At 36.8% G+C, this 21,690-nt stretch carries 15 protein-coding genes; 5 read left to right on the top strand and 10 right to left on the bottom strand.

The window, feature by feature from the left end; genetic code table 11:
• The first annotated feature begins 70 nt into the window (after positions 1-70).
• Positions 71-1,681, top strand: a complete 1,611-nt coding sequence (locus tag AC1B0Z_RS05330; protein ID WP_483794541.1) for a S41 family peptidase — start codon at positions 71-73, stop codon at positions 1,679-1,681.
• A gap of 6 nt (positions 1,682-1,687) precedes the next feature.
• Here the strand turns inward: AC1B0Z_RS05330 and AC1B0Z_RS05325 are convergent, their stop codons facing one another.
• Entirely contained in the window at positions 1,688-2,920 is a 1,233-nt protein-coding gene (locus AC1B0Z_RS05325; RefSeq protein WP_483794539.1) for a M48 family metallopeptidase, read from the bottom strand.
• 78 nt (positions 2,921-2,998) lie between these two features.
• Complete coding sequence (locus tag AC1B0Z_RS05320) at positions 2,999-3,793, bottom strand: TrmH family RNA methyltransferase (RefSeq protein ID WP_483795250.1); 795 nt, start codon at positions 3,791-3,793, stop codon at positions 2,999-3,001.
• Between the two features lie 83 nt (positions 3,794-3,876).
• Between AC1B0Z_RS05320 and AC1B0Z_RS05315 the strand changes: the two genes are divergently transcribed.
• A complete protein-coding gene (locus AC1B0Z_RS05315; protein ID WP_483794537.1) occupies positions 3,877-4,665 on the top strand; it encodes a DUF6503 family protein in 789 nt (262 codons plus the stop codon).
• 62 nt (positions 4,666-4,727) lie between these two features.
• Here AC1B0Z_RS05315 and AC1B0Z_RS05310 read toward each other — a convergent pair whose 3' ends face one another.
• A complete protein-coding gene (locus AC1B0Z_RS05310) occupies positions 4,728-5,795 on the bottom strand; it encodes a DUF3810 domain-containing protein (protein WP_483794536.1) in 1,068 nt (355 codons plus the stop codon).
• Between the two features lie 220 nt (positions 5,796-6,015).
• Between AC1B0Z_RS05310 and AC1B0Z_RS05305 the strand changes: the two genes are divergently transcribed.
• A complete protein-coding gene (locus AC1B0Z_RS05305) occupies positions 6,016-7,476 on the top strand; it encodes an aminoacyl-histidine dipeptidase (RefSeq protein ID WP_483794534.1) in 1,461 nt (486 codons plus the stop codon).
• Positions 7,477-7,623: 147 nt separating this feature from the next.
• Here the strand turns inward: AC1B0Z_RS05305 and AC1B0Z_RS05300 are convergent, their stop codons facing one another.
• From AC1B0Z_RS05300 to folE, 5 genes are all read right to left on the bottom strand, one after another.
• On the bottom strand, positions 7,624-8,283 hold the full coding sequence (locus AC1B0Z_RS05300) for an SMI1/KNR4 family protein (RefSeq protein WP_483794533.1): 660 nt from the start codon (positions 8,281-8,283) through the stop codon (positions 7,624-7,626).
• A gap of 133 nt (positions 8,284-8,416) precedes the next feature.
• The gene (locus AC1B0Z_RS05295; RefSeq protein ID WP_483794531.1) at positions 8,417-10,147 is read right to left on the bottom strand and encodes an amidohydrolase; all 1,731 of its coding nucleotides are present in this window, start codon (positions 10,145-10,147) and stop codon (positions 8,417-8,419) included.
• A 54-nt stretch (positions 10,148-10,201) separates the two neighbouring features.
• On the bottom strand, positions 10,202-10,426 hold the full coding sequence (gene yidD, locus AC1B0Z_RS05290; protein WP_130965391.1) for a membrane protein insertion efficiency factor YidD: 225 nt from the start codon (positions 10,424-10,426) through the stop codon (positions 10,202-10,204).
• Positions 10,427-10,523: 97 nt separating this feature from the next.
• Complete coding sequence (gene cysS, locus AC1B0Z_RS05285) at positions 10,524-12,005, bottom strand: cysteine--tRNA ligase (RefSeq protein ID WP_483794529.1); 1,482 nt, start codon at positions 12,003-12,005, stop codon at positions 10,524-10,526.
• Between the two features lie 71 nt (positions 12,006-12,076).
• Positions 12,077-12,751 (bottom strand): GTP cyclohydrolase I FolE, encoded by a 675-nt coding sequence (gene folE, locus AC1B0Z_RS05280; protein ID WP_483794527.1) that lies wholly within the window; start codon positions 12,749-12,751, stop codon positions 12,077-12,079.
• Between the two features lie 224 nt (positions 12,752-12,975).
• On the opposite strand from folE, the gene AC1B0Z_RS05275 reads away from it, so the two are divergent.
• Positions 12,976-17,073: a T9SS type B sorting domain-containing protein gene (locus AC1B0Z_RS05275; RefSeq protein ID WP_483794525.1), complete on the top strand. Its 4,098-nt coding sequence runs from the start codon at positions 12,976-12,978 to the stop codon at positions 17,071-17,073.
• Between the two features lie 60 nt (positions 17,074-17,133).
• On the opposite strand, the gene AC1B0Z_RS05270 is transcribed toward AC1B0Z_RS05275, so the two are convergent.
• Entirely contained in the window at positions 17,134-18,660 is a 1,527-nt protein-coding gene (locus AC1B0Z_RS05270) for an OmpP1/FadL family transporter (RefSeq protein WP_483794523.1), read from the bottom strand.
• A 129-nt stretch (positions 18,661-18,789) separates the two neighbouring features.
• Positions 18,790-20,019, bottom strand: a complete 1,230-nt coding sequence (locus AC1B0Z_RS05265; protein WP_483794521.1) for a hypothetical protein — start codon at positions 20,017-20,019, stop codon at positions 18,790-18,792.
• A gap of 100 nt (positions 20,020-20,119) precedes the next feature.
• Here AC1B0Z_RS05265 and proS point away from each other — a divergent pair, with 100 nt between their 5' ends.
• Positions 20,120-21,598 (top strand): proline--tRNA ligase, encoded by a 1,479-nt coding sequence (gene proS, locus AC1B0Z_RS05260; protein WP_483794519.1) that lies wholly within the window; start codon positions 20,120-20,122, stop codon positions 21,596-21,598.
• Positions 21,599-21,690 lie beyond the last annotated feature (92 nt).

Here is a 21,690-nt window from a genome sequence, read left to right as displayed (position 1 = left end):
TTAAATAAAAACTAATCAATTTTTGTATCTCTTAAAATGCATCTATTTTAGCATAATATCATTTTTAAGTATGAAGAAATTTTTACTAATCTTTGGTTTTATTGTTTTGCTTTCATCCTGTGCCAGCGTAAAAAAGCATAATGAGCAAATTACCAAACTACATACCGTTGAAGATTTAAAAGAAGATGTTGATAAGCTGTATCATCAATTACAGAAGCACCATCCCAAACTGTATCAATATACCCCAAAAAGCGCTATGGATTTTAAGTTTGATAGCTTAAAACAATCCATTAAAGCGCCAATGAATTCGCGTGATTTTTATAAAAAACTAGCTCCGGTTTTAACGAATGTAAGGCAGGGACATGTGTCGGTTCGTCCACCAGGAAAGCAATTTGAAAGAAAGGAGAGAAAAGTACTTAAGGAAAAGAAATTTGAGTTTTACGACTTGGATTTTGAATATATAGACGGTAAACTTTTAGTAGAACGTACTGTAGGAAAAGATTCGTCCTTTGTTGGTGCAGAGGCAATAGAAATAGCTGGTGAACCAACTTCAAAATTAGTAGAAACCTACAAGACTCGTTTTGCGTCAGATGGGTTTAATACCACCTTACATGATAGATTTGTGAGCAAAGCATTTAGAGCGTTGTATGTAAGAGATAAGGGGTTTTTAGATAGTCTAGAAGTTACCTTTAAAACCAAGGACTCTATATTTTCCAAGATGTTTAAACGCATTCCTAAAAAGGAAAAAAAGAACATAGATTCTACAGCCATAAAAAACGATAGCATTAAAAAACCAAAACCTAAAAAGCTAACCAGACAACAAAAAGATAGCCTAAAAACAGCAGCAAAAAAACGAAAAAAGTACAATAAAAAACACGGCTATATCTCAAGAACCAAGGAATACACTAGGAATTTTAGTTTTATAGGCAAAGATAGCACTGTGGCCTATATGAAAATTAGAGGATTTTCAAACGGCAACTACAAGAAGTTCTACGAGGAAAGTTTTAAAAAAATAGATTCAGCCAGCGCAAAACACTTTATCTTAGATTTACGAGATAATGGCGGTGGACGTATATCAGAAATAGAACGTTTGTATTCTTATTTAACCGATAAAGAATTTCAATTTATCACAGAAAGTGAGGTAAATAGTAGGTTGCCTATTTTGAAATCTATAATGAGCAATACGACACCCACAGGGGTTAAAATACTATCAGGTATATTATCTCCTATTTTAATAGTGCAAAATTTACTTCGCGTGAAAAAGCGCGATGGTACGCTGTATTACAAGTTTAAGTATGCCAAACCAGAAGCGCCAAATCCGCTTAATTTCAAAGGGAAAGTATATGTGCTCATTAACGGCAATTCATTTTCGGCGTCCTCCATTATTTCCACAAATTTGCACGCTACCAAACGCGCAACCTTTGTTGGTGAGGAAACGGGTGGGGCTTATAACGGCACTGTGGCAGGGTTTTATAAGTTATATGAATTGCCAAATTCAAAATTGGCAACCAGAATTGGCTTGATGCAAATTGAAGCGCCCTATAAGCAAGAGCCTGATGGTTATGGTATAAAACCAGATGTTGAAATTCTGCCAACAATCCAAGACATACAAGAACAAAGAGATCCAGAACTGGATTGGATTTTAGAGGATATTAAAAAGAGTAAAAGCAGGGGTGATTAGAATTATTTAACTCCTCAAATTCCTAATCCGCTCCAAAAGTGTAGGATGAGAATAATGTACAAATACATATGCTGGATGCGGTGTTAAATTGCTCAAGCTATTTTTTGAGAGCTTTTTAAGTGAAGTGATTAGTGGTTCGCCTTTATAAGTATTCTTCGCATAATCATCTGCCTGATATTCAAATTTTCTAGAAAACACATTCATAATCAATCCTGTAATTTCTGAAATAGGAGCGTAAAGCAATCCAAAAGTAATCAATCCAACATGAAAGCTTGGGTTTTCCACACCCAAAGCTTGTGATAGTATTGGTTCTGAAATAAAAAGCGACAGAATAAATAAGGTTAGTCCTGTAAGTAAAATTGAAGCAAACAGATTAAAAATGATGTGCTTCTTTTTGTAATGTCCGACTTCGTGCGCTAAAACCGCGACAATTTCTTCATCGTCTAAATCGTTAATCAGGGTATCGTAGAGCGTTACCCGTTTTTCACTTCCAAAACCAGAAAAGTAGGCATTGGCTTTTGTACTGCGTTTAGAACCGTCAATCACAAAAATTTTGTCCAATTTAAACCCGACAGTCTTGGCATACGCCGAAATTTTATCACGCAAACTACCATCTTCTAAAGGAGATTGTTTATTAAACAGCGGCACTATCAGTTTTGAATAAAACATATTCATAAATAAGGTGAATGCCGCAACCAGTCCCCAAGCATATAACCAAAAGTGTTTTCCTGTAATTTGATAAAACCAAATAATCAAAGCCAAAATTCCGCCACCAATAATTGCCGTCATGAGCCAGCCTTTAATTTTATCTAAAACAAAGGTTTTTTTAGTGGTCTTGTTAAAACCAAATTTTTCTTCGATAACAAACGTGCTGAAATAAGAGAAAGGCGTGGTTAAAATATCAGCGCCAACCATAATAATTCCAAAGAAAATCAAAGCAATAATTATCGGGTTGTCGCTGTAGCTTCTGGCAATGTTATCTACAAATTCAAACCCATCAACCCATAAAAATCCAAGAGTCAATAAAAAAGAAAACGTGGAAGTTATCAATCCAAACTTATACTTGGTCGCCTTATAGTTTTGAGATTTTTTATATGCCGTACTATCATATACATCATGTAATTCTTCGGGAAGTGTAGCGTTAAAATGTTTAGCATTTAGGGCATCCAAAATTTTATCAACTATAAAATTGATAATGATTATGGCGATGATGATGTAAAATAAACTCTGTGAGTTCATGAGTTTTAATGTTTAAAAGTTTCAAACTCCAACTACCTTTTGGAATTTGTATTTTGTTATTTTATAATTGAGAGTTTTTTAAAGAAAACTTCGCTGTCTTTTTGCCTCGAAAATAAGTATTCCAGCAGCAACCGATACATTCATAGAATCTATTTCACCCTGCATAGGAATAATAATATTTTGACTAGAATTTTTCAACCATATATTGCTTAAACCAGTGGCTTCGGTTCCCACAACAATGGCAGATGGTTTCGTAAAATCTTGAGTATGATAATTAACCGAAGCCTGTAAAGCGGCACAGTAAATTTGAATATTTTTAGACTTTAAAAAGTCAATAATATCATCAGTAGTTCCAGTAGCAATGTTATTGGTAAATACACAGCCAACACTGGAGCGGATAATGTTCGGATTGTATAAATCAGTTTTTGGGTTAGCAATAATTACAGCATCCACATTGGCGGCATCAGCAGTTCTTAAAATGGCACCAATATTTCCAGGTTTTTCGGGAGCTTCCGCTACCAGAATTAAAGGGATTTCAGACTGGAATTTTAAATCTGATAAGGTGTTTAGTTTTGATTTTGCTACTGCTAAAACACCTTCCGTGGTATCCCGATAGGCTAGTTTTTGGTGTACCTCTTTTGAGATTTTAATAGTGTTGATTTGTTGATTTGTTAAATCGTTTACCTGCTCAATTGAAAACAATTCAGGGAAAAACAAGATGGTTTCTAATTCATATTCTCCCTTAATAGCTAAAGAAATTTCACGTTTGCCTTCAATTAAAAATGAGCCGGTTTTTTTGCGTTCGCGGGATTTATCACGAAGCTGCACTAGTTGCTTAACCGTAGGATTTTGAATACTTTGTATCGTTTTCATAAATAGTAAGGCAAATGTAGCGGATTTGTTGTAATTATATTCCCTTAACTTCGTCAAACCAGATGTATTTAAAATTATCATAAATGAAAACCTTGTTTTCACTGCTATTATTCGTTGTTGTAATGTCATGCAAAAATGATAAAAAAGACACCTCAAATTACGCTGATGAAACGCTAGATGTTACTACAAGCATATATCCTGAAAACATCACAAAAGTCTTTGATGCGCATGGTGGTGTCGACTCATGGAATAACATGCAATTTCTAGAGTTTACCATGCAAAAACCAAATGGAGATGAGGTGACCAAAACCGACTTGAAAAACAGAAAATCACTCATAGAAATGCCAAAACACACTATCGGTTTTGATGGCGAAAACGTTTGGTTAAAAAACAAAGACACCACCCAGTACAAACAGAACGCTAAGTTTTATTATAATTTGATGTTCTATTTTTATGCCATGCCTTTTGTTCTAGCGGACGATGGTATTATTTATCAAGATGTGGCATCTTTAGAATTTGAAGGAAAAACATATCCAGGAATAAAGATTTCATATGAAGCGGGAGTGGGAGAGTCCCCAGAAGATGAATATATTATGTATTACGATCCCCAAACGCATAAAATGGAATGGTTAGGTTATACGGTTACATTTTTTTCAAAAGCAAAAAGCAAAGAATTTCATTTTATTAAATACAGCAACTGGCAAACTGTTAACGGGCTGGTACTACCAGAAACGCTTACATGGTATAAATATGAGAATAATTTACCTACCGAAAAGCGTAACGATCTAAAATTCATGAATATTAAGCTTACCAAAGAAAAACCTAATCCCCAAATTTTTGAGGTTTCGGAAGGCGCTAAAATTGTAGAATAGTGGGATGTAGTAATATTTTTAAAGAAGTCATCTTTGGCTTACGCTCTTTTAGTGTCACTAAATTAAAGCGGTTCGTTTTCCAGGTAATTCACCAAAAGCGCCACAACATAGCTATAGCTTTCCATACCTTTACTTTGATTATTTGCCTTTAAAAAATTACCATAAAACAGTTTAAAAAAAGGCTCAAGAGGGTTTTCATGCGCCTGCCAAAACTTTCGGGATTCCTCGTAGTTTTTCAAAATACCTGAGTTTACGTCAGCAAGTAAATCTTCAAAAAGGCATGCGTCCCGGTTGTAAATTTCATTAAGGCAAAACCGAAGCCCAAAGGTGTATCCACAATACTTAATATAGATATCGTCATTGTTTGAAGCTGCCATAAAACCGATAAAATTCGCTTCATTTTCGGCAGCATACCCCAATTGATGGGCAATTTCATGAGACGTTGTAGTGGGAAATTTATACATGGGAATCCGCCCATTTACATGCGATTCATTAGTCAACGGATTTAAGTACCCGCTAAAGCCCATATAAGTTAATGGGTAACTAAATAAAGACTGTTTTGTGCTTTCAGGATGATATTCCAAATTGGGAAACACTGTTTTTAAATTGTCATAACCCTTTGGAATTAAATTAAATACCTCATTTTTATCGTAAGGCACATCAACTTTTAAAGTATCATTTTTTATGAGGTTTAAATGTAAATCGTTCGAAACAGAAATCAACTTTTCAGTCACATGTACAAGCTGTTCGGTGGTATAATCCGCATTTAAATTTAAGTTATCGTGCAGTGGTAAACGATAATAATTCATCCCCCAAAACAAGTGGAACGCAAAATAAATTAACGACACCGCAGCAAAAACATCCACCAGCCAATTTTTAAAGTCCTTTAAAATCCGGCTTCTGTTTTTTAAAAACCACCAAATCATGTAAACTCCGCCCAATCCATAAACCAAATCACCAAATGAAAATGGCAGCCAACCCAAAACAAACCGAAAGAGTTTTGACAATGTTTGGTACAACCCTTCGCTATAGTACTGCTCAATAAGTTCTGGGTACTTCGAGAGCCATTTTACTAGCAATATCTGCGGGATTAAGCTTAAAGCAAGAAGCGTTTTTTTCTTTTTCAGCATATCTCAAAAATACTAAAAATTTGTACCGCAGCGTTCGTGTTGCTTCCCAAAAAGTTTCTTCCTGCTTTCCACTATATCTTTTTTAAAGCTTCGCTTCGATACCTTCAACCAAAATATATTTTGGTCTCGGTAGTCTCAAAAAAGGATGCCGTTTCAATCAGGAGTAGCTGCCAATGTCGTAGCATTTTTGCTATCTTTGGTATTCGTTAAAAACAACCGCATGAGCAACGATATAAGACAACTTGAGCCCAAAGTACTTTGGAATAAATTCGCCGATTTAAATGCCGTTCCACGACCTTCAAAAAAGGAAGAGCGCGTTATTGCATTTATGAAAGATTTTGGCAAAAACCTTGGTTTGGAAACCATTGAAGACGATGTAGGTAATGTCATCATAAGGAAACCTGCTGCCCCTGGAATGGAAGATAGAACTACGGTAGTGATGCAGTCGCATTTAGATATGGTGCATCAAAAAAATAACGATACCGATTTCGATTTTGATACACAGGGCATCGAGATGTTTATAGAAGGCGATTGGGTAAAAGCAAAAGGTACCACATTGGGAGCGGATAATGGTTTGGGGGTTGCCACGATTATGGCAATTTTAGAAAGCACAGATATTCCACATCCAGAAATCGAGGCATTATTTACAATTGATGAGGAAACGGGAATGACAGGTGCTATGGGGCTAAAAGGCGGATTGCTAAAAGGTGGTATTCTGTTGAATTTAGATACCGAAGAAGATGATGAAATAGGAGTGGGGTGCGCTGGTGGTGTGGATATTACAGCAACCAGAGCCTATGACGAAGAAGAGACGCCAGAATTCAAAGTTGGATATGAAATCAACGTAAAAGGCTTACAGGGTGGACATTCAGGCATGCAAATTCATGAAGGCTTGGGGAATGCCAATAAAATTATGAACCGTGTATTATTTGATGGTTTTGAGAATTTCGGTCTGCGCATTTCTCGAATTGATGGGGGTAGTTTACGCAACGCGATACCTAGGGAAAGTAAAGCTGTGGTTGCCATTGACGCCATACATGAAGATGCTTTTATTTCCAAAATAAGCGAGCTTTCAGCAAGCATTAAAAAAGAATACAACACCATGGAACCCAATTTGGTGATAGAAGCCACCAAATGCAACACGCCAAAAAGTATCATGGATTTAGGAGTACAAGAAGGTTTTACTAGGGCTATGTACGCCGCTTTAAATGGTGTATATCGTATGAGTGCTGATATCCCAGATTTGGTGGAAACTTCAAATAATATTGCGCGGGTAATTGTAAAAGACGGACACATAAAAGTGGGATGCTTAACCCGTTCCTCAGTTGAAAGTTCAAAACTGGATTTGGCAAATAGCTTAAGAGCAACATTTGAACTAACAGGTTGCGAAGTGGAGTTCTCAGGAGCATATCCTGGATGGACACCAAATATGGATTCCGCTATTTTAAAAGTAATGACCAAACTTTATGAAGAACTTAATGGAGAAAAACCTCATGTTGCTGCGTGTCATGCTGGCTTGGAATGTGGTATCTTAGGGCAAAACTATCCTGATATGGATATGATTAGTTTCGGACCAAATATTAAAGGGGCACACTCTCCAGATGAACGTGCACAAATTTCGTCCGTTCAAAAATATTGGAAGTTTGTTTTGGAGATTTTAAAGGCGATACCTGAGAATTAGAAGGGTTTCGTTAACGGTTTTGGCTATGGTTTCGTTACGGAATGGTACGCGAGTATCATTCCGCCGTAACCATAAATTTAGCAAAAAGGCTCGAAATTCCGATTAGGAATTTCAGCCGTAATGAACTATAGCCGTTGTTGTAAAGCGTTATTTTTCTAACCATTTTATCCATTTTTCCAATGTGGTTTGGTCAGAAAGCATAGTTTTTGATTCATAATCATAAAATGGTTCAAACTGCCAACCTTCTGTTCCTACGCAACCTATTTGAGTCCATTTATTTATAAAGTCAATAAAGTTATCCCCAAGTATTTGACCGTGAAACTCATCTCCGTCGTGACTCAAGTAAACTACCTGATTACCGTTCTCTGTTTTATCACCAAAGGCTATGATATCGCCATTTGGAATATCTAAAAATGGAACTTTGTTATACCAGACTTTATCATAATCATCTTCTGGATTCGAGTAACATTCAGCAATCCATTCTTGAATATTTTTATAGTCATCTCGCAGTGTTTCAAAATCCCATAAATATCCACGTCCAGCACCACAGAAAATTTGTCGAAACTCTCCATCAGTTTCTTCTCCCTCAATTTGCCAATCCATTAAAATTCCAGACGAATATTTGGTCAATACTTCTTTGAAGTCAGTAGGATATTCAAGATTTAAGTCTTTTTGAAGGATGTCGAATGCTTTTTCAGAAACAGGTTTCTTTATTCTTAATTCAGAATATTCCCAATTTCTTTTTTTTGCAATATTCAGAATCCACTCGACTCTTTCAATCCAATTATCCCAAATCTCCTTATTCATTCTTTTTTTTCGTAATGCTTTACAACGTGTTTACGGATATGCTTCGTTGACAATGACTTATATCCGCCGTTAACGAAGGTAGTTGAAAATTTTTACAAAATCAAGTTGTTAAAGTTTGTTGCAAATTATAAAATTAGTCCTTTTTTGTGTACACAACTTCACCGCCAAAAATAGTCATCACAATTTCGGTCTTTAAAATATCACTTTCATCAACACGCATCAAATCTTGATTAAAAATGGTAAAATCTGCCAGCTTTCCTACCGAGATAGATCCTTTTATATTTTCTTCGAAAGCGCCATAAGCAGCATCAAGTGTATAGGATTTTAAGGCTTGTGGTCTGGTCATTTTTTGCTCCGGTTCATAGCCATCTTCTGGTGTGCCTTTTAGCGTTTTTCGGCTTACACTGGCAAAAAAACTGGCAATGGGGTTTATGGGTTCTACTGGTACATCGGTACCGTTTACGATGGGTACACCACTTTTTAATAAAGCTTGCCACATGTAAGCCCCTTCCTTTATGCGTTTTTCACCAAGTCTATCAATAGCCCATGGCCTGTCAGAGGACATATGAATCGCTTGCATCGCAGGAATAACCTTTAATTCGGCAAAACGCGGTATATCATCTGGATGTAAATGTTGTGCATGCTCTATACGAAATCTATGGTTATTTGCTTTATTTGGAAGTTCTTTAATCGCCAATTCATATCGGTCTAAAATTTCACGATTTGCACGATCGCCAATAGCGTGTGAACAGACTTGAAAACCATGTTTCAATCCATTTAGTGCTGTTTCTTTTACAAATGCCATGGGTAACGTTTCATGTCCGTAATGGTCTGGTCTATCGCTGTATGGTTTTAGCAACCATGCACCACGAGAACCAAGGGCACCATCGCAGTTTAATTTTACTGAGCGAATCGTTAAAAGATGAGATGTATCAATCATAATACCTTTGGAGAACCATTCATTTAGTAGCGTCTTATCCCAACCTGTAAGCATCGCGTAAATTCTGGTTTTCATCTTGCCTTCGCGTTTCATTTTTTGGTACAATGCTATGGTTTCTCTAGGAATACCCGCATCATGAAAACTTGTGATGCCGTTTTTATGACAGGCTTTTACAGCTAAATCAAACGCTTTTAAATCGGTATTTATATTTTTCTCTGGAATATGTTTTGTTATCAATGTTTGCGCACGTTCATTGAAAATGCCCGTTGGTTTATCATTCTTGTCCACAATAACTTCTCCACCGTCTACATGAAATGTTTTAATGCCTTCTTTAGCGAATGCTTGTAAGCCTGCTATCTCCATAGCCTTGGCATTGGCAAAACCAGCATGACCACTGGCATGCGATAAATACACAGGATTATCTGGAGATATTTCACTTAACCTATGGTGCGTTTGAAATCCTTTGACCATATCTTGTGGTAAGGAATCCCATTTACTTTGGTGCCAACCTCTACCTACAATCCATTCTCCAGGTTCTAAAGTGGATACACGGTCTGCTACAGCATCAATAACGTCCTGATAACTCGTGGTATTTAGTAAATCTAAGTTTAGCTCATTATAACCTAAACCCATAAAGTGGCCATGACCTTCTATAAAACCAGGTGTCATGGTATTACCTTCCAAATCTATAAGTTGCGTGTTTTCATTTTTATACAACTCTGCTTCTTCAAGATTACCAACAAAAATGATTTTGTTGCCTTTTATAGCAACAGCTTCGGCAGTGGTTTGGGTTGAATCTACTGTATAAATAGTACCACCATGAATGAGTATAGTTGCATATTCTTTTTTAGTGTTTTTAGAACATGATAGTATGGCTAGTGAAAGAAAAACAACGTATAGCGATTTAATGTACCTTTTGTGCATAGTGAATGTTTTAAAGGATTAAGGTACAACAATTATAAAAATTGATGAAGTTTTTTAAGGCACCGGATCGTAACCCGAACCACCCCAAGGATGACAACTAAAAATACGTTTTAAAGCAAGCCATCCGCCTTTTAGTACACCATGCTTTTTTAACGCTTCTTTTGAATAATGAGAACACGTAGGTTGATAGCGACACGTCGCAGGAGTTAAAGGCGATATCAATGTTTGATAAACTTTTATCAAAAACAAAAAAGGTGCTATAAGAATTTTTTTTAGCATTTCGCTGTCTTTCCTGCATAGGCGGGAATCTATCTAATTAACATTTTGGGCTTTTATTTTGGATTCCCGCCTTCGTGGGAACGATAGAATGCACAATTTAATTCACCGAAAATGTTGTGCCGTCTTTTCCATCTTTTAGAACAATACCTACTTCGGCTAATTCATCACGAATTTTATCCGATAGGGCAAAATCTTTATTGGCTCTGGCTTCTTGTCTTAGTTTAATCAAAACGTCAATAGCTCCTGCCAACTTATCACCTCCAGAACTAGCTTTTGCAGTACTCTCCAAACCTAATACATCATACACAAAGGCATGCACCGTAGTTTTTAATACTTCTAAATCTTCTGAAGAAATACTAGCAGCTCCTTCTTTTATTTGATTGGTATATTTTACAGCCTCAAATAAATGCGCAATAAGAATTGGCGAATTAAAATCGTCATTCATCGCATCGTAACATTTCTGTTTCCACGAAGCAACATCGATAGTAGAGCTATCAGAGGGTTGAATTTTATTTAATAACTCCATGCCATCCATTAACCGGTAAAATCCTTTTTCGCTTGCTAGTAGCCCATCATCGGTTAAGTCTAACACACTTCTGTAAGAGGATTGTGCCATAAAAAACCGAATAACGCTAGGCGCATAGGCTTTACTCATTTTATCATTATTCCCCGACAGTAATTCATTGGGATTAATAATATTCCCAGTACTTTTAGACATGCGCTGTCCGTTCATTTCCAGCATGTTGGCGTGCATCCAATAATTTACGGGAGAAACCCCTTTCGCAGCTTCATTCTGTGCAATTTCACACTCATGATGCGGAAATTTTAAGTCCATCCCACCACCGTGTATATCAAACTGTTCTCCCAAATACTTGGTGCTCATGGCGGTACATTCTAAATGCCAACCTGGGAAACCATCGCTCCAAGGTGAGGGCCAACGCATAATATGTTGCGGTTCGGCTTTCTTCCAAAGGGCAAAATCTTGCGGATTCTTTTTATCGCTTTGTCCGTCCAATGCGCGGGTATTGTGAATTAAGTCTTCTAGCTTTCGCTTACTTAATTTTCCGTATTCGTTGGATTCGTTGAACTTGTGTACATCAAAATACACCGAACCGTTAACCTCATAAGCAAAACCATTATCCATAATCTTACTTATCAATTCAATTTGCTCAATAATATGTCCGGTGGCTGTAGGTTCAATGCTAGGAGGGAGGAAGTTTAAAGTATTAAGGATATTATGGAAATCTACAGTATAGCGCTGCACGACTTCCATGGGCTCAATTTGCTCCAAGCGCGCCTTTTTTGCGACTTTATCCTCACCAGCATCTTCATCATTCTCCAAATGGCCAGCATCCGTAATATTTCTAACATAGCGTACTTTATATCCTAAATGTTTCAGGTAGCGAAATACCATGTCGAAAGACATAAACGTCCTTACGTTTCCTAAATGAACATTGCTGTATACGGTTGGTCCACAAACATACATGCCCACATGCCCTTCGTTTATGGGTTTAAAAACTTCTTTTTGTCCAGTAAGGGAATTGTGTATTTTTATTTGGTTAGTTTGGTATAACTGCATTGTGGCATTCAATTAAAATCAGTAGGGTGCTAGTTTTGTTTAAAAACTTTCGGGCTAAATAACTAACATTTTTAAAATTCAGTGTCTAATTTGATGTAATCTAAAAACTCACGACGCGTTGCTCTATCTTTAAACTTTCCACCAAATTCCGAGGTAACGGTACTGCTTTCAATATCACGAATTCCTCTAGAATTTACGCAAAGGTGCTTTGCGTCTATAACGCAAGCCACATCTTTAGTATTTAATACCTTTTGAAGTTCTTTAACAATTTGAATGGTTAAACGTTCTTGTACTTGCGGGCGTTTAGCAAAATAATCTACAATACGGTTCATTTTAGATAGGCCTACAACCGTCCCGTTAGAAATATAAGCTACATGTGCTCTACCAACTATAGGAAGTAAGTGATGCTCGCAGGTTGAATATACTGTTATATTCTTCTCAACCAGCATTTCGCCATATTTGTATTTATTATCAAAAGTTGATGCGCTAGGTTTTTTTTTAGGGTCTAAACCTCCAAAAATCTCATTAACAAACATTTTAGCCACACGATTAGGCGTGCCGCTTAAGCTATCGTCCGTTAAATCTAAACCAAGGGTTTCCATGATGTGCCGTACATCATCTTTGATAATATCTATCTTTTCCTCGTTTGTTAGTTCAAAGGCATCATTACGCAATGGTGTATTCTCCGAAGAACCAACGTGTTCATCACCCAAAGCATCAAACTCTTCTAAATTGTCAAACTTCATGATATATAACTGAAAATTTAATTTGCAAAGATAAGCATTTCTTAGTTTTTGCGTTCTTAATTAACAAAGTATTCACGTGTGAGGAATCACTTGATATTGAGGTTTTATGTAGTCGAAATATAAGCAGATATCGACTTTTTGTTTTTAATTGTAATATTAACAAAAGTATGTCCTTATATTTGAAAGTTTAAAATACTTTTTTAATTGCTTTTGAAAAAGATTGTATGAAGAATATCCCTAAACTTTTCCTATTTCTTGTAGGTTGGTTAAGTTTTTCGCAAACCTGCCAAACTATTGATACACAATTGGATAATTCTATTCCAGCATTAAATGCTAACGGTATTATTCAGGTGTGTAGGAATCAAAATATTATACTTGAAGGTAGCGCAATATTCTCTGATAATGATACAGGTGCAGTGTATGAATGGGATTTGGGTGATGGTAATACTGTTAATGGAAGTACCGCTAGGTTTTCTTACATAAGAGCGGGTATTTATATCGTTAATCTTCAAGTAGAAGGAACTACACCTGTAAGATGTATAACATCTAGCACTCTAGAATTGGTAATTCAGGTAGCCGATAGCCCCGATTTTAGAGGTACGGCAGCAGATGACACTATTTTATGTTTTGGAGAATCAACATTACTAACAGGAGTTGTTGCTCCCACCGAAGTTTCATTTAATTGTACGCCTCCAGTTGGAACAACCACAGCTTTACCCGATGGTGTTGGAATACCTTATGAAACATCAGTGTTTGTAGATTGTTACGCTCTTGGTTCCACATTAACAAACGTTAATCAAATTGAAAGTATTTGTATGAGTCTTGAACACTCCTACGTAGGTGATTTAGATATTGAGATTGTTTCTCCAGATGGCAGAACAGTGGTTCTTGTAGCGAATAATCCAGTGGTTTCTGCAAATTTAGGGATTCCCTGGGCTGTAGGGGAGATAGATCTAGATAGTGCAAATACCACTCCAGGTACTGGTATCGAATATTGCTTTTTGCCCGATAGAACATTATTGTCTATACATGAGGGTATACAATTTGGAGGTGTTTTTACTAATGGAGACGGTCCAGGTAGTTATATAGATAACTTTGTTCCTGCTGGAAATTATAGATCTGATTTCCCTCTTAGCGGACTTATTGGTTCGCCCTTAAATGGTGAATGGCGAATTAGAATAACCGATAATTTTATAGAAGATAATGGTAATATTTTTGAATGGCAAATAACTTTCGATTCTGCTATTTTACCTGCTGATTTAACTACTACACCAGCCATAGTTTCAGAATCTTGGGATGCCGATGCTTCAATTACCAATACAGCTGGAAATGTAATAACGGTTTTACCAGCTACCGCAGGAAATAATTGCTATACCTATAGGGTTGTGGATGAATTTGGCTGTGAATACACTCAAGATGTATGTGTAGATGTTATAAGGGATATTTCCATCGTAGCATCTCCAGCAGATATTTATTTGTGTGATGCTGGAAGTGATGGTTTAGAAGTCTTTGATTTTTCTAATAATGAAGCTTTGGTAAGAGGCAGTCAACCTGTTTCGGAGGTTGTTGTTTCTTTCCATTCTAGCGAAGCTAACGCCATGAATAATGATAGTGCATTAGCATTAACATATACCAATACTCTTACTAGTGAAACTATTTGGGTTAGGGTAGCAGATGCAACACAACGTTGTTATGAGATAACATCGTTTAACATTCAAGTTTTATCTAGTCCCATTGCAAATGCTACCTCAAACTATTTATTATGCGATGATAATTCTGATGGTGACGATACAAATGGCAGTACAACATTTGATTTGTCTACTAAAGCTATTGAGGTGTTAGGTACTCAAAATGCAGCGGATTATGAAGTGAAATTTTACACCTCTCAGAGAGATGCTAATGCTGGTATTTTGGGAACAGAATTGCCTACATCATTTGTAAATACAATTAATCCTGAAACTATTTACGCACGAATAGAGCATAGGTTGAATACAGATTGTTTTGCTACTACCAATTTTGATCTTATTGTTAATCCGCTTCCAATAGTAAATTCCATTGTACTATTAGAGCAATGTGATGACGATACGGATGGCGTAACCGATTTTAATTTAACGGAAGCAAACGCATTAATATCAACAAATCATTTGAATGAGACGTTTACATATTATCCAACGCAAGCAGATGCAGATGGACTTTTAGCCAATCAAATTACAAACGAAACGAATTATACATATCCAAATGGAACAGCAGGTGCTTCTGTTTATACAAGAGTTGAGACCGCAAACGGTTGCCATAGGGTTGCTCAGATAGATTTAGTAGTTGGGGTATCACAAATTCCCACAACGTTTAATACTTTACAATATTTTGAGTGCGATACTAAAGAAGTGGATAATGACGATTTTAATGGGGTTGCTACTTTTGATTTTAGCGATGCAGAACAGACCATAAGAAATTTGTTTCCACCACCACAAAATTTCAGTATAACATTTTATGAAAATGAGGCAGATGCTCTTGCTGAAACTAATGTAATACCAGATATAAGTAACCATAGAAATGATGCTTCACCAAGAACGCAAAATATATATGTTAGAATAGACAGTAATGATGTGAACGCCTGCTTAGGATTAGGACATCATATTACTCTTAATGTAAATAGTTTGCCAGAAAATAATGTAGTTACCGATTTTGTAGAATGTAGTGATACCAATTCTGCCATATTCAACCTAACCACAAAAACAGCTGAAGTTATTGGGACTCAAACAAGACCCATAGTTGTAAGTTACCATAATGCCCAAGAGGATGCTAACAATAATATTTCGATAGTAAATCCTAATACCTATTTAGGTACTGATGGCGAGGTGATTTTTGTTAGGGCATTTTTTGATGATAATAATAATGGTCTGCTAGACGGCAACGAATGTGTCAATACCAATATGTCTTTTGTGCTGTCTACCATACCAAGCCCAGAGGTTTTTAATCCAGACCCTATAATCGTATGTAGCAATCAAGTAAATGCTATTTATGATTTAACTTTAAGAGAAAGTCAAATAACGAGTGGAGATACCAATATCATGCTTTCATATTTTGAAACCCAAACAGATTTAGATAATAACGATCCCATTATCTCACCGCTAGCTTACAATACTACTGTTGCCAATTCTACTTTATTAGTTTTAGCAACAGGTGCTAATGGTTGTTCTGCAACAGTAAATTTAGAGCTAAATACTATTTTATATAACAATTTGAATTTGTTGCCGCCATCACTGGAGGAATGTGAAATTGATAATAATGGTTTTGATATTTTTGATTTAACACGAAGTGAAAATGAAATTTTAAACGGATTAGACGAAGCTAATTTTACGTTTGATTATTTTGAAGACAGAGCAGATGCAGAAATCGGAAATTCAAATATAATTGACAATCCTTCAGCTTTTGAAAACACACAACCACGTCAACAAACCTTATATGTTCGTATTACTCCAATAACTGATGATTGTTTTCAAATAGCTGAACTACCAATTATTGTAAACCCTGTTCCAGAAATTCAGATAGCAGATGAGTATGTTATTTGTTTAGCATCTGACAATTCTGTAATACCGGCAATAGATAATCTATTGTTAGCATCGGTGCCTATTGATACGCAATTAAGTGTATCAGATTATAGTTTTGAGTGGTATGCAGGAACATCTGCAGACCCTACAAATATTATTGTAGGGGCAATAGATTCAATGTTTTCTCCTACAGAGGATGGAGATTATACCGTAATTGCAACCAACTTAGTTTCGGGTTGTACAATTCCTGCAACAACTACGGTTATTGGCTCTTATCCACCTGAAAGCATAACTGCAGAAGTTACAACAGATGCGTTTTCTGATAATGACATGATTGAAGTTACCGTTGTGGGTAACGGTGCTTATGAATTTAATTTAGATGGAGGTGAATGGCAAACGTCTAATGTTTTTGAAAATGTAAGAGGCGGGGAGCATATTGTGAGTGTAAGAGATATTTATAACTGTAACAGCTTAGATTCTCAATCTTTAATCGTGATTGATTATCCCAGATACTTTACGCCAAATGGTGATGGCACAAATGAGTTATGGCAAATTAGAGGTATAAATAATCAAGCAGATGCAAGAATATATATTTATAATCGCTATGGAAAATTATTAAAGCAATTGGTATCAACAGAACCTGGTTGGGATGGCACATCGAGAGGTAATATAATGCCGACGGATAGTTATTGGTTTACAGTTGAGTTTAACGACATAAATAAAAACAATACACGTAAAATATTTAAGGCATATTTCGCATTAAAAAGATAAGTAAACAAAAAACCCTCAAGTATATCCTTCTTGAGGGTTTTTTAGATAATAAAGTATGCTTTAGATATTAAACCCTAGGGTAAGAGTAATATTTGAATTTTGTCTATTAATTCTTGCGGTGTCAACCAATCCAATGTTGTAAAGTGGTGTTTGGTCTGTGCGTTCCCATTTGTCATAGGTAATATCGAGCCTCGTGTTTCCGAAGTTATATCCAAAACCAAGAGAAAAACCGGTTAAGTCACCAACTGTTACACCGTTAACATAAGGACTTTCCTCAAATCTGTAACCACCTCTAAAGCTAAATTGCTTGTGCTTGTACTCACCACCTAGCCTATAAGTTGCAGCAGTCGTTAAAATGTCACTTACATCAGCATTTAAGCCTGTAAAATCACTTTCGGGTCTAAATTTTGTAGCACCATAATTCTTAGTAGAATAATCAAAACTAATTAAGCCTTGTTTACCAAAGACATAAGCAGCACTACCTGTAATTCTAGATGGAGTTTGCAGTCTATATGATGGATAAATATTTGTTACTTGTGGGTTTATGGATACGTTGATAGGAGCGCCGTCATCTCCAACGGTACCTAAAAATTGAGACGTTTCCTCTTCAATGGTATACCAAACCGGAGAGTCATAAGTTAATCCAACTCTAAATTCGTTACTCAACTTTAAAATACCGCCTAATTGGAAGGAAAACCCTGATCCTCTGGTAGATAAATTATTTTCAAACTCCACGTCAGTAATAGTTGAGCCAGCGTTGTTGTTGTTCTCAAATAATAAGGTAGAACGGTCGTAATCTATAAAGTGTGAATTAAGGTTTGCCCCCAGAAACAAATCCTCGCCGTATTGTGCCGCGATATTTACTGCAATTTTCCCATTATATCCCGCAGATGCAAAAGTATAATCGTGGTTAAAGTTGCCTTCCGCAACATTCAATAAATAACTTGTATTATCATCAGCATCAACTTCAGGCTCTAAAATAAATGACTCGAATCCTAAAAAAGCTTGCTGGTGCGCAAAACCAAGATCATTACCTATGTTAACATAAGCATCATCTAAGGTTTCATTTGGAAAAGCTGAAATCTCATCCAAACGCAGTCCATTTGCGTAATCAAAGAAATAACTTCCGATGGTATTATTAAAATTGTTGCTGTTGGTGTTTGTTCCATCTCGGAAAAACCAACTGTCATCAAAATTATTTGTTCTATCGTAAGCCACACCAATAGTAAACTTTTTCCAAGGTGAGTTGCTTGTGCTTCTAAAAACAAAAGAAGCCCCTGCTTGTGCCAGATCAAAATTAGAATCGTTTACACTTCCTGTACCATTAAAGTACTGTGCATCATTATTTATTTCTGAATTACCTAAAGAAAATGAAGCATGGCTCTGGCTAAACACCGCTGAACCAGCTGGGTTTATATTAACGGCACTCATATCGCCACCTAGGGCACCAAATGCACCGCTTAAGGCTCTAAAACGCGCTGTTCCTTGAATGTTGTCTTGAGAATATCTTAAAGCATCGCTGATATCCTGTGCATAAATTGAGGATACCGATAAAAGCGCTATGCAAAATAATTGGAGCTTTTTCATAAGTTCACTATTTTTTTTATTAATTGGGCAAAGGTAACCTTAGCCTGTTTAAAATAATCACTGCTTTGTGAGCAACTTGATTATTTTAAACATTCATAAGGCATACTAATTTATTGTTTTGTTGAAATATTAACGTCTTCTTCCGCCACCAGAAGATCCTCTTGAACCTCCAGAGCTTCTAGAACCTCCTGATGATCTAGAGAAAGACCCAGAGCTTCTTGATGACGACGATCTTGAATATGAACCACTACTTCTGCTACTTGAAGAACCTCTGCTGTAGTTTGAGTTACGGCTAGAGCCACTTCTTGAGTATGTAGAAGAAGAATTTCTTCTTATAGGTGTCGAATATCTGCTTCTAGAAGCAGATGATCTATTAGGAGAATATGATGGCTGCCTAGAGCTACTTCTTCTCACAGTAGAGTTTCTATTAATTGTCGTAGGTGAACTAGAGCGTCTTACTCTATTGGACGTGCCATTATTTATTTTAGATGTCGCATTACGTCTAGTAGTACTATACCTTGATCCTGTATTATTACTTGCTACACTGGTTCTTCGAGATGTACTGTTATATCTTCTATTGGCAGTAGAAGTTCTAGCTGTTGTAGAAGACGAACGTCTTGTACTCGCTATACTGCTTCGTCGTAATGTGTTGCTTGCTGTTGTATTTCTACCAAATAATGCCGCACTACCTCGCCTTGTGTTACTAAAGGCTAATCTATTTCCGAATCTATTTGCACCGAAACCTCTATTTAGCCAAGGGTCATTCCATCCCCAGCCAAAGCCACCGCCCCAGCCCCAGTTGTTCCAGCCCCAGCCGAAGCCGCCGCCCCAGCCCCAGCCAGCACCCCAGCGGTTCCATCTATTCCAGCCCCAATTATTCCAACCCCAGTTATTCCATCCCCAACCGAAGCCGCCGCCCCAGCCCCAGCCAGCGTTAAACCATGGGTCCCAACCCCAGTTGTTCCAACCGTTGTCGATGTAATTTATGGTAACATTATCATTTGTCTGCCCCCATCCGGCAAATCCTTGATAATCATTGTATATGGTATCATTTACGGCGAGGTTTTCCTCACCACTGCTGTAGCTATCTATATCTGTGAAGATTGCCCCGTTATCCGTGGCTATTTCATATTCTTGCGCTTTATTTCTAAAGTAATTTTCATAGTAATCATTACCTTCAGCATTTCTGCTTGCATCAACAACTCTTTCTTGATTTTGCGTATTATCGGTGGTTCCGCCGTAAATCCCATCATTGTCAACACCTACGTATTGGTAGGAACCGCAAGATGCTAATCCGAAAAACAATCCAAGGATTGCTGCGAATCGCATTTTCGATTTTAAGTAGTTATTAATTTGCATATCTCTTATAATTTAATTGTTGAACATAACAAAAATAGTTAGTTTTGCGCAACTATTTTTTTATTTAACATAGACACAATATCTGTGCCAAAAAAGCGATATGGGAAAAAAATTGACGAGTAGGGCCGAAGATTATTCAAAATGGTATAACGAATTGGTTGTTAAGGCTGATTTAGCGGAGAATTCCGCAGTAAGAGGCTGTATGGTCATCAAACCCTATGGCTATGCTATTTGGGAAAAAATGCAGGCAGAATTAGATAGAATGTTTAAGGAAACGGGCCATCAAAATGCATATTTCCCGCTTTTTGTTCCCAAAAGCCTATTTGAAGCTGAAGAAAAAAATGCTGAAGGTTTTGCTAAGGAATGTGCAGTAGTTACGCATTATAGATTACAATCTGACCCTGATAACGAAGGAAAACTAAGAGTAGATCCACAGGCAAAACTAGAGGAAGAGTTAGTGGTTCGACCAACAAGTGAGGCCATTATTTGGAATACATACAGAAACTGGATTCAATCCTACCGAGATTTACCGTTGTTAATAAATCAATGGGCTAATGTGGTGCGTTGGGAAATGCGCACGCGCTTGTTTTTACGTACTGCTGAGTTTTTATGGCAGGAAGGGCATACGGCACATGCAACTAAGGCAGAAGCGATTGCCGAAACAAAATTGATGAATGGCGTATATGCGAAGTTCGTTGAGAATTTTATGGCTATTCCAGTTATTCAAGGTGTAAAAACTGAAAGTGAACGTTTTGCAGGAGCAGAGGACACTTATTGTATCGAAGCCTTAATGCAGGATGGGAAAGCGTTACAAGCAGGAACATCACATTTTTTAGGTCAGAATTTTGCAAAGGCCTTTGATGTTAAATTTGCTAATAAGGAAGGAAAACAAGATTATGTTTGGGCCACTTCATGGGGCGTTTCAACACGTTTGATGGGAGCACTTATTATGACGCATAGTGATGATAACGGATTGGTTTTACCACCAAACTTAGCACCTTATCAAGTAGTAATTGTACCCATTTACAAGAATGAGGAACAGTTTGATGCTATAGCTAAGGTTGCTGAAGACATCATGAAAGACCTGAGAGATAGAGGTATTTCCGTTAAGTTTGATAAACGGGACACGTTGCGTCCAGGAGCAAAATTTGCGCAACATGAGTTGCAGGGTGTGCCTTTGCGCATTGCTATAGGGCCAAAAGATTTGGAATACGAAACAGTTGAAGTTGCTAGGAGAGATACTTTAACAAAACAGTCGGTAATTTTAGATAGAATAACTGTTGTAATAGAGGATTTATTAGAAGAGATTCAAGAAAACCTTTTTGATAAAGCTCTAAAGTTTAGAGATTCTCATACCACAGCGGTAGATACATTTGAAGAGTTTAAAGAAGTGCTTGAAACCAAAGGAGGATTTGTTTCGGCGCATTGGGATGGAACCAATGAAACCGAAGACAAAATAAAAGAATTAACAAAGGCCACAATTCGTTGTATTCCATTAGATTTTAAGGAAGAAGAAGGGAAATGTGTTTACACAGGGAAGCCTTCAAGTAAGCGTGTTTTGTTTGCTAAAGCTTATTAGGTCAATTTTTTTTTAAAAAAGTTTCATCTACTGTTGCATCATTTAAAAATAGTTGTATTTTTGCATCCGCAATGGAAACATTGTTGTTCATT

This window comes from Hyunsoonleella sp. J2K-J805, from assembly GCF_057167125.1.
This window is presented reverse-complemented; position numbering and strand designations above follow the sequence as displayed.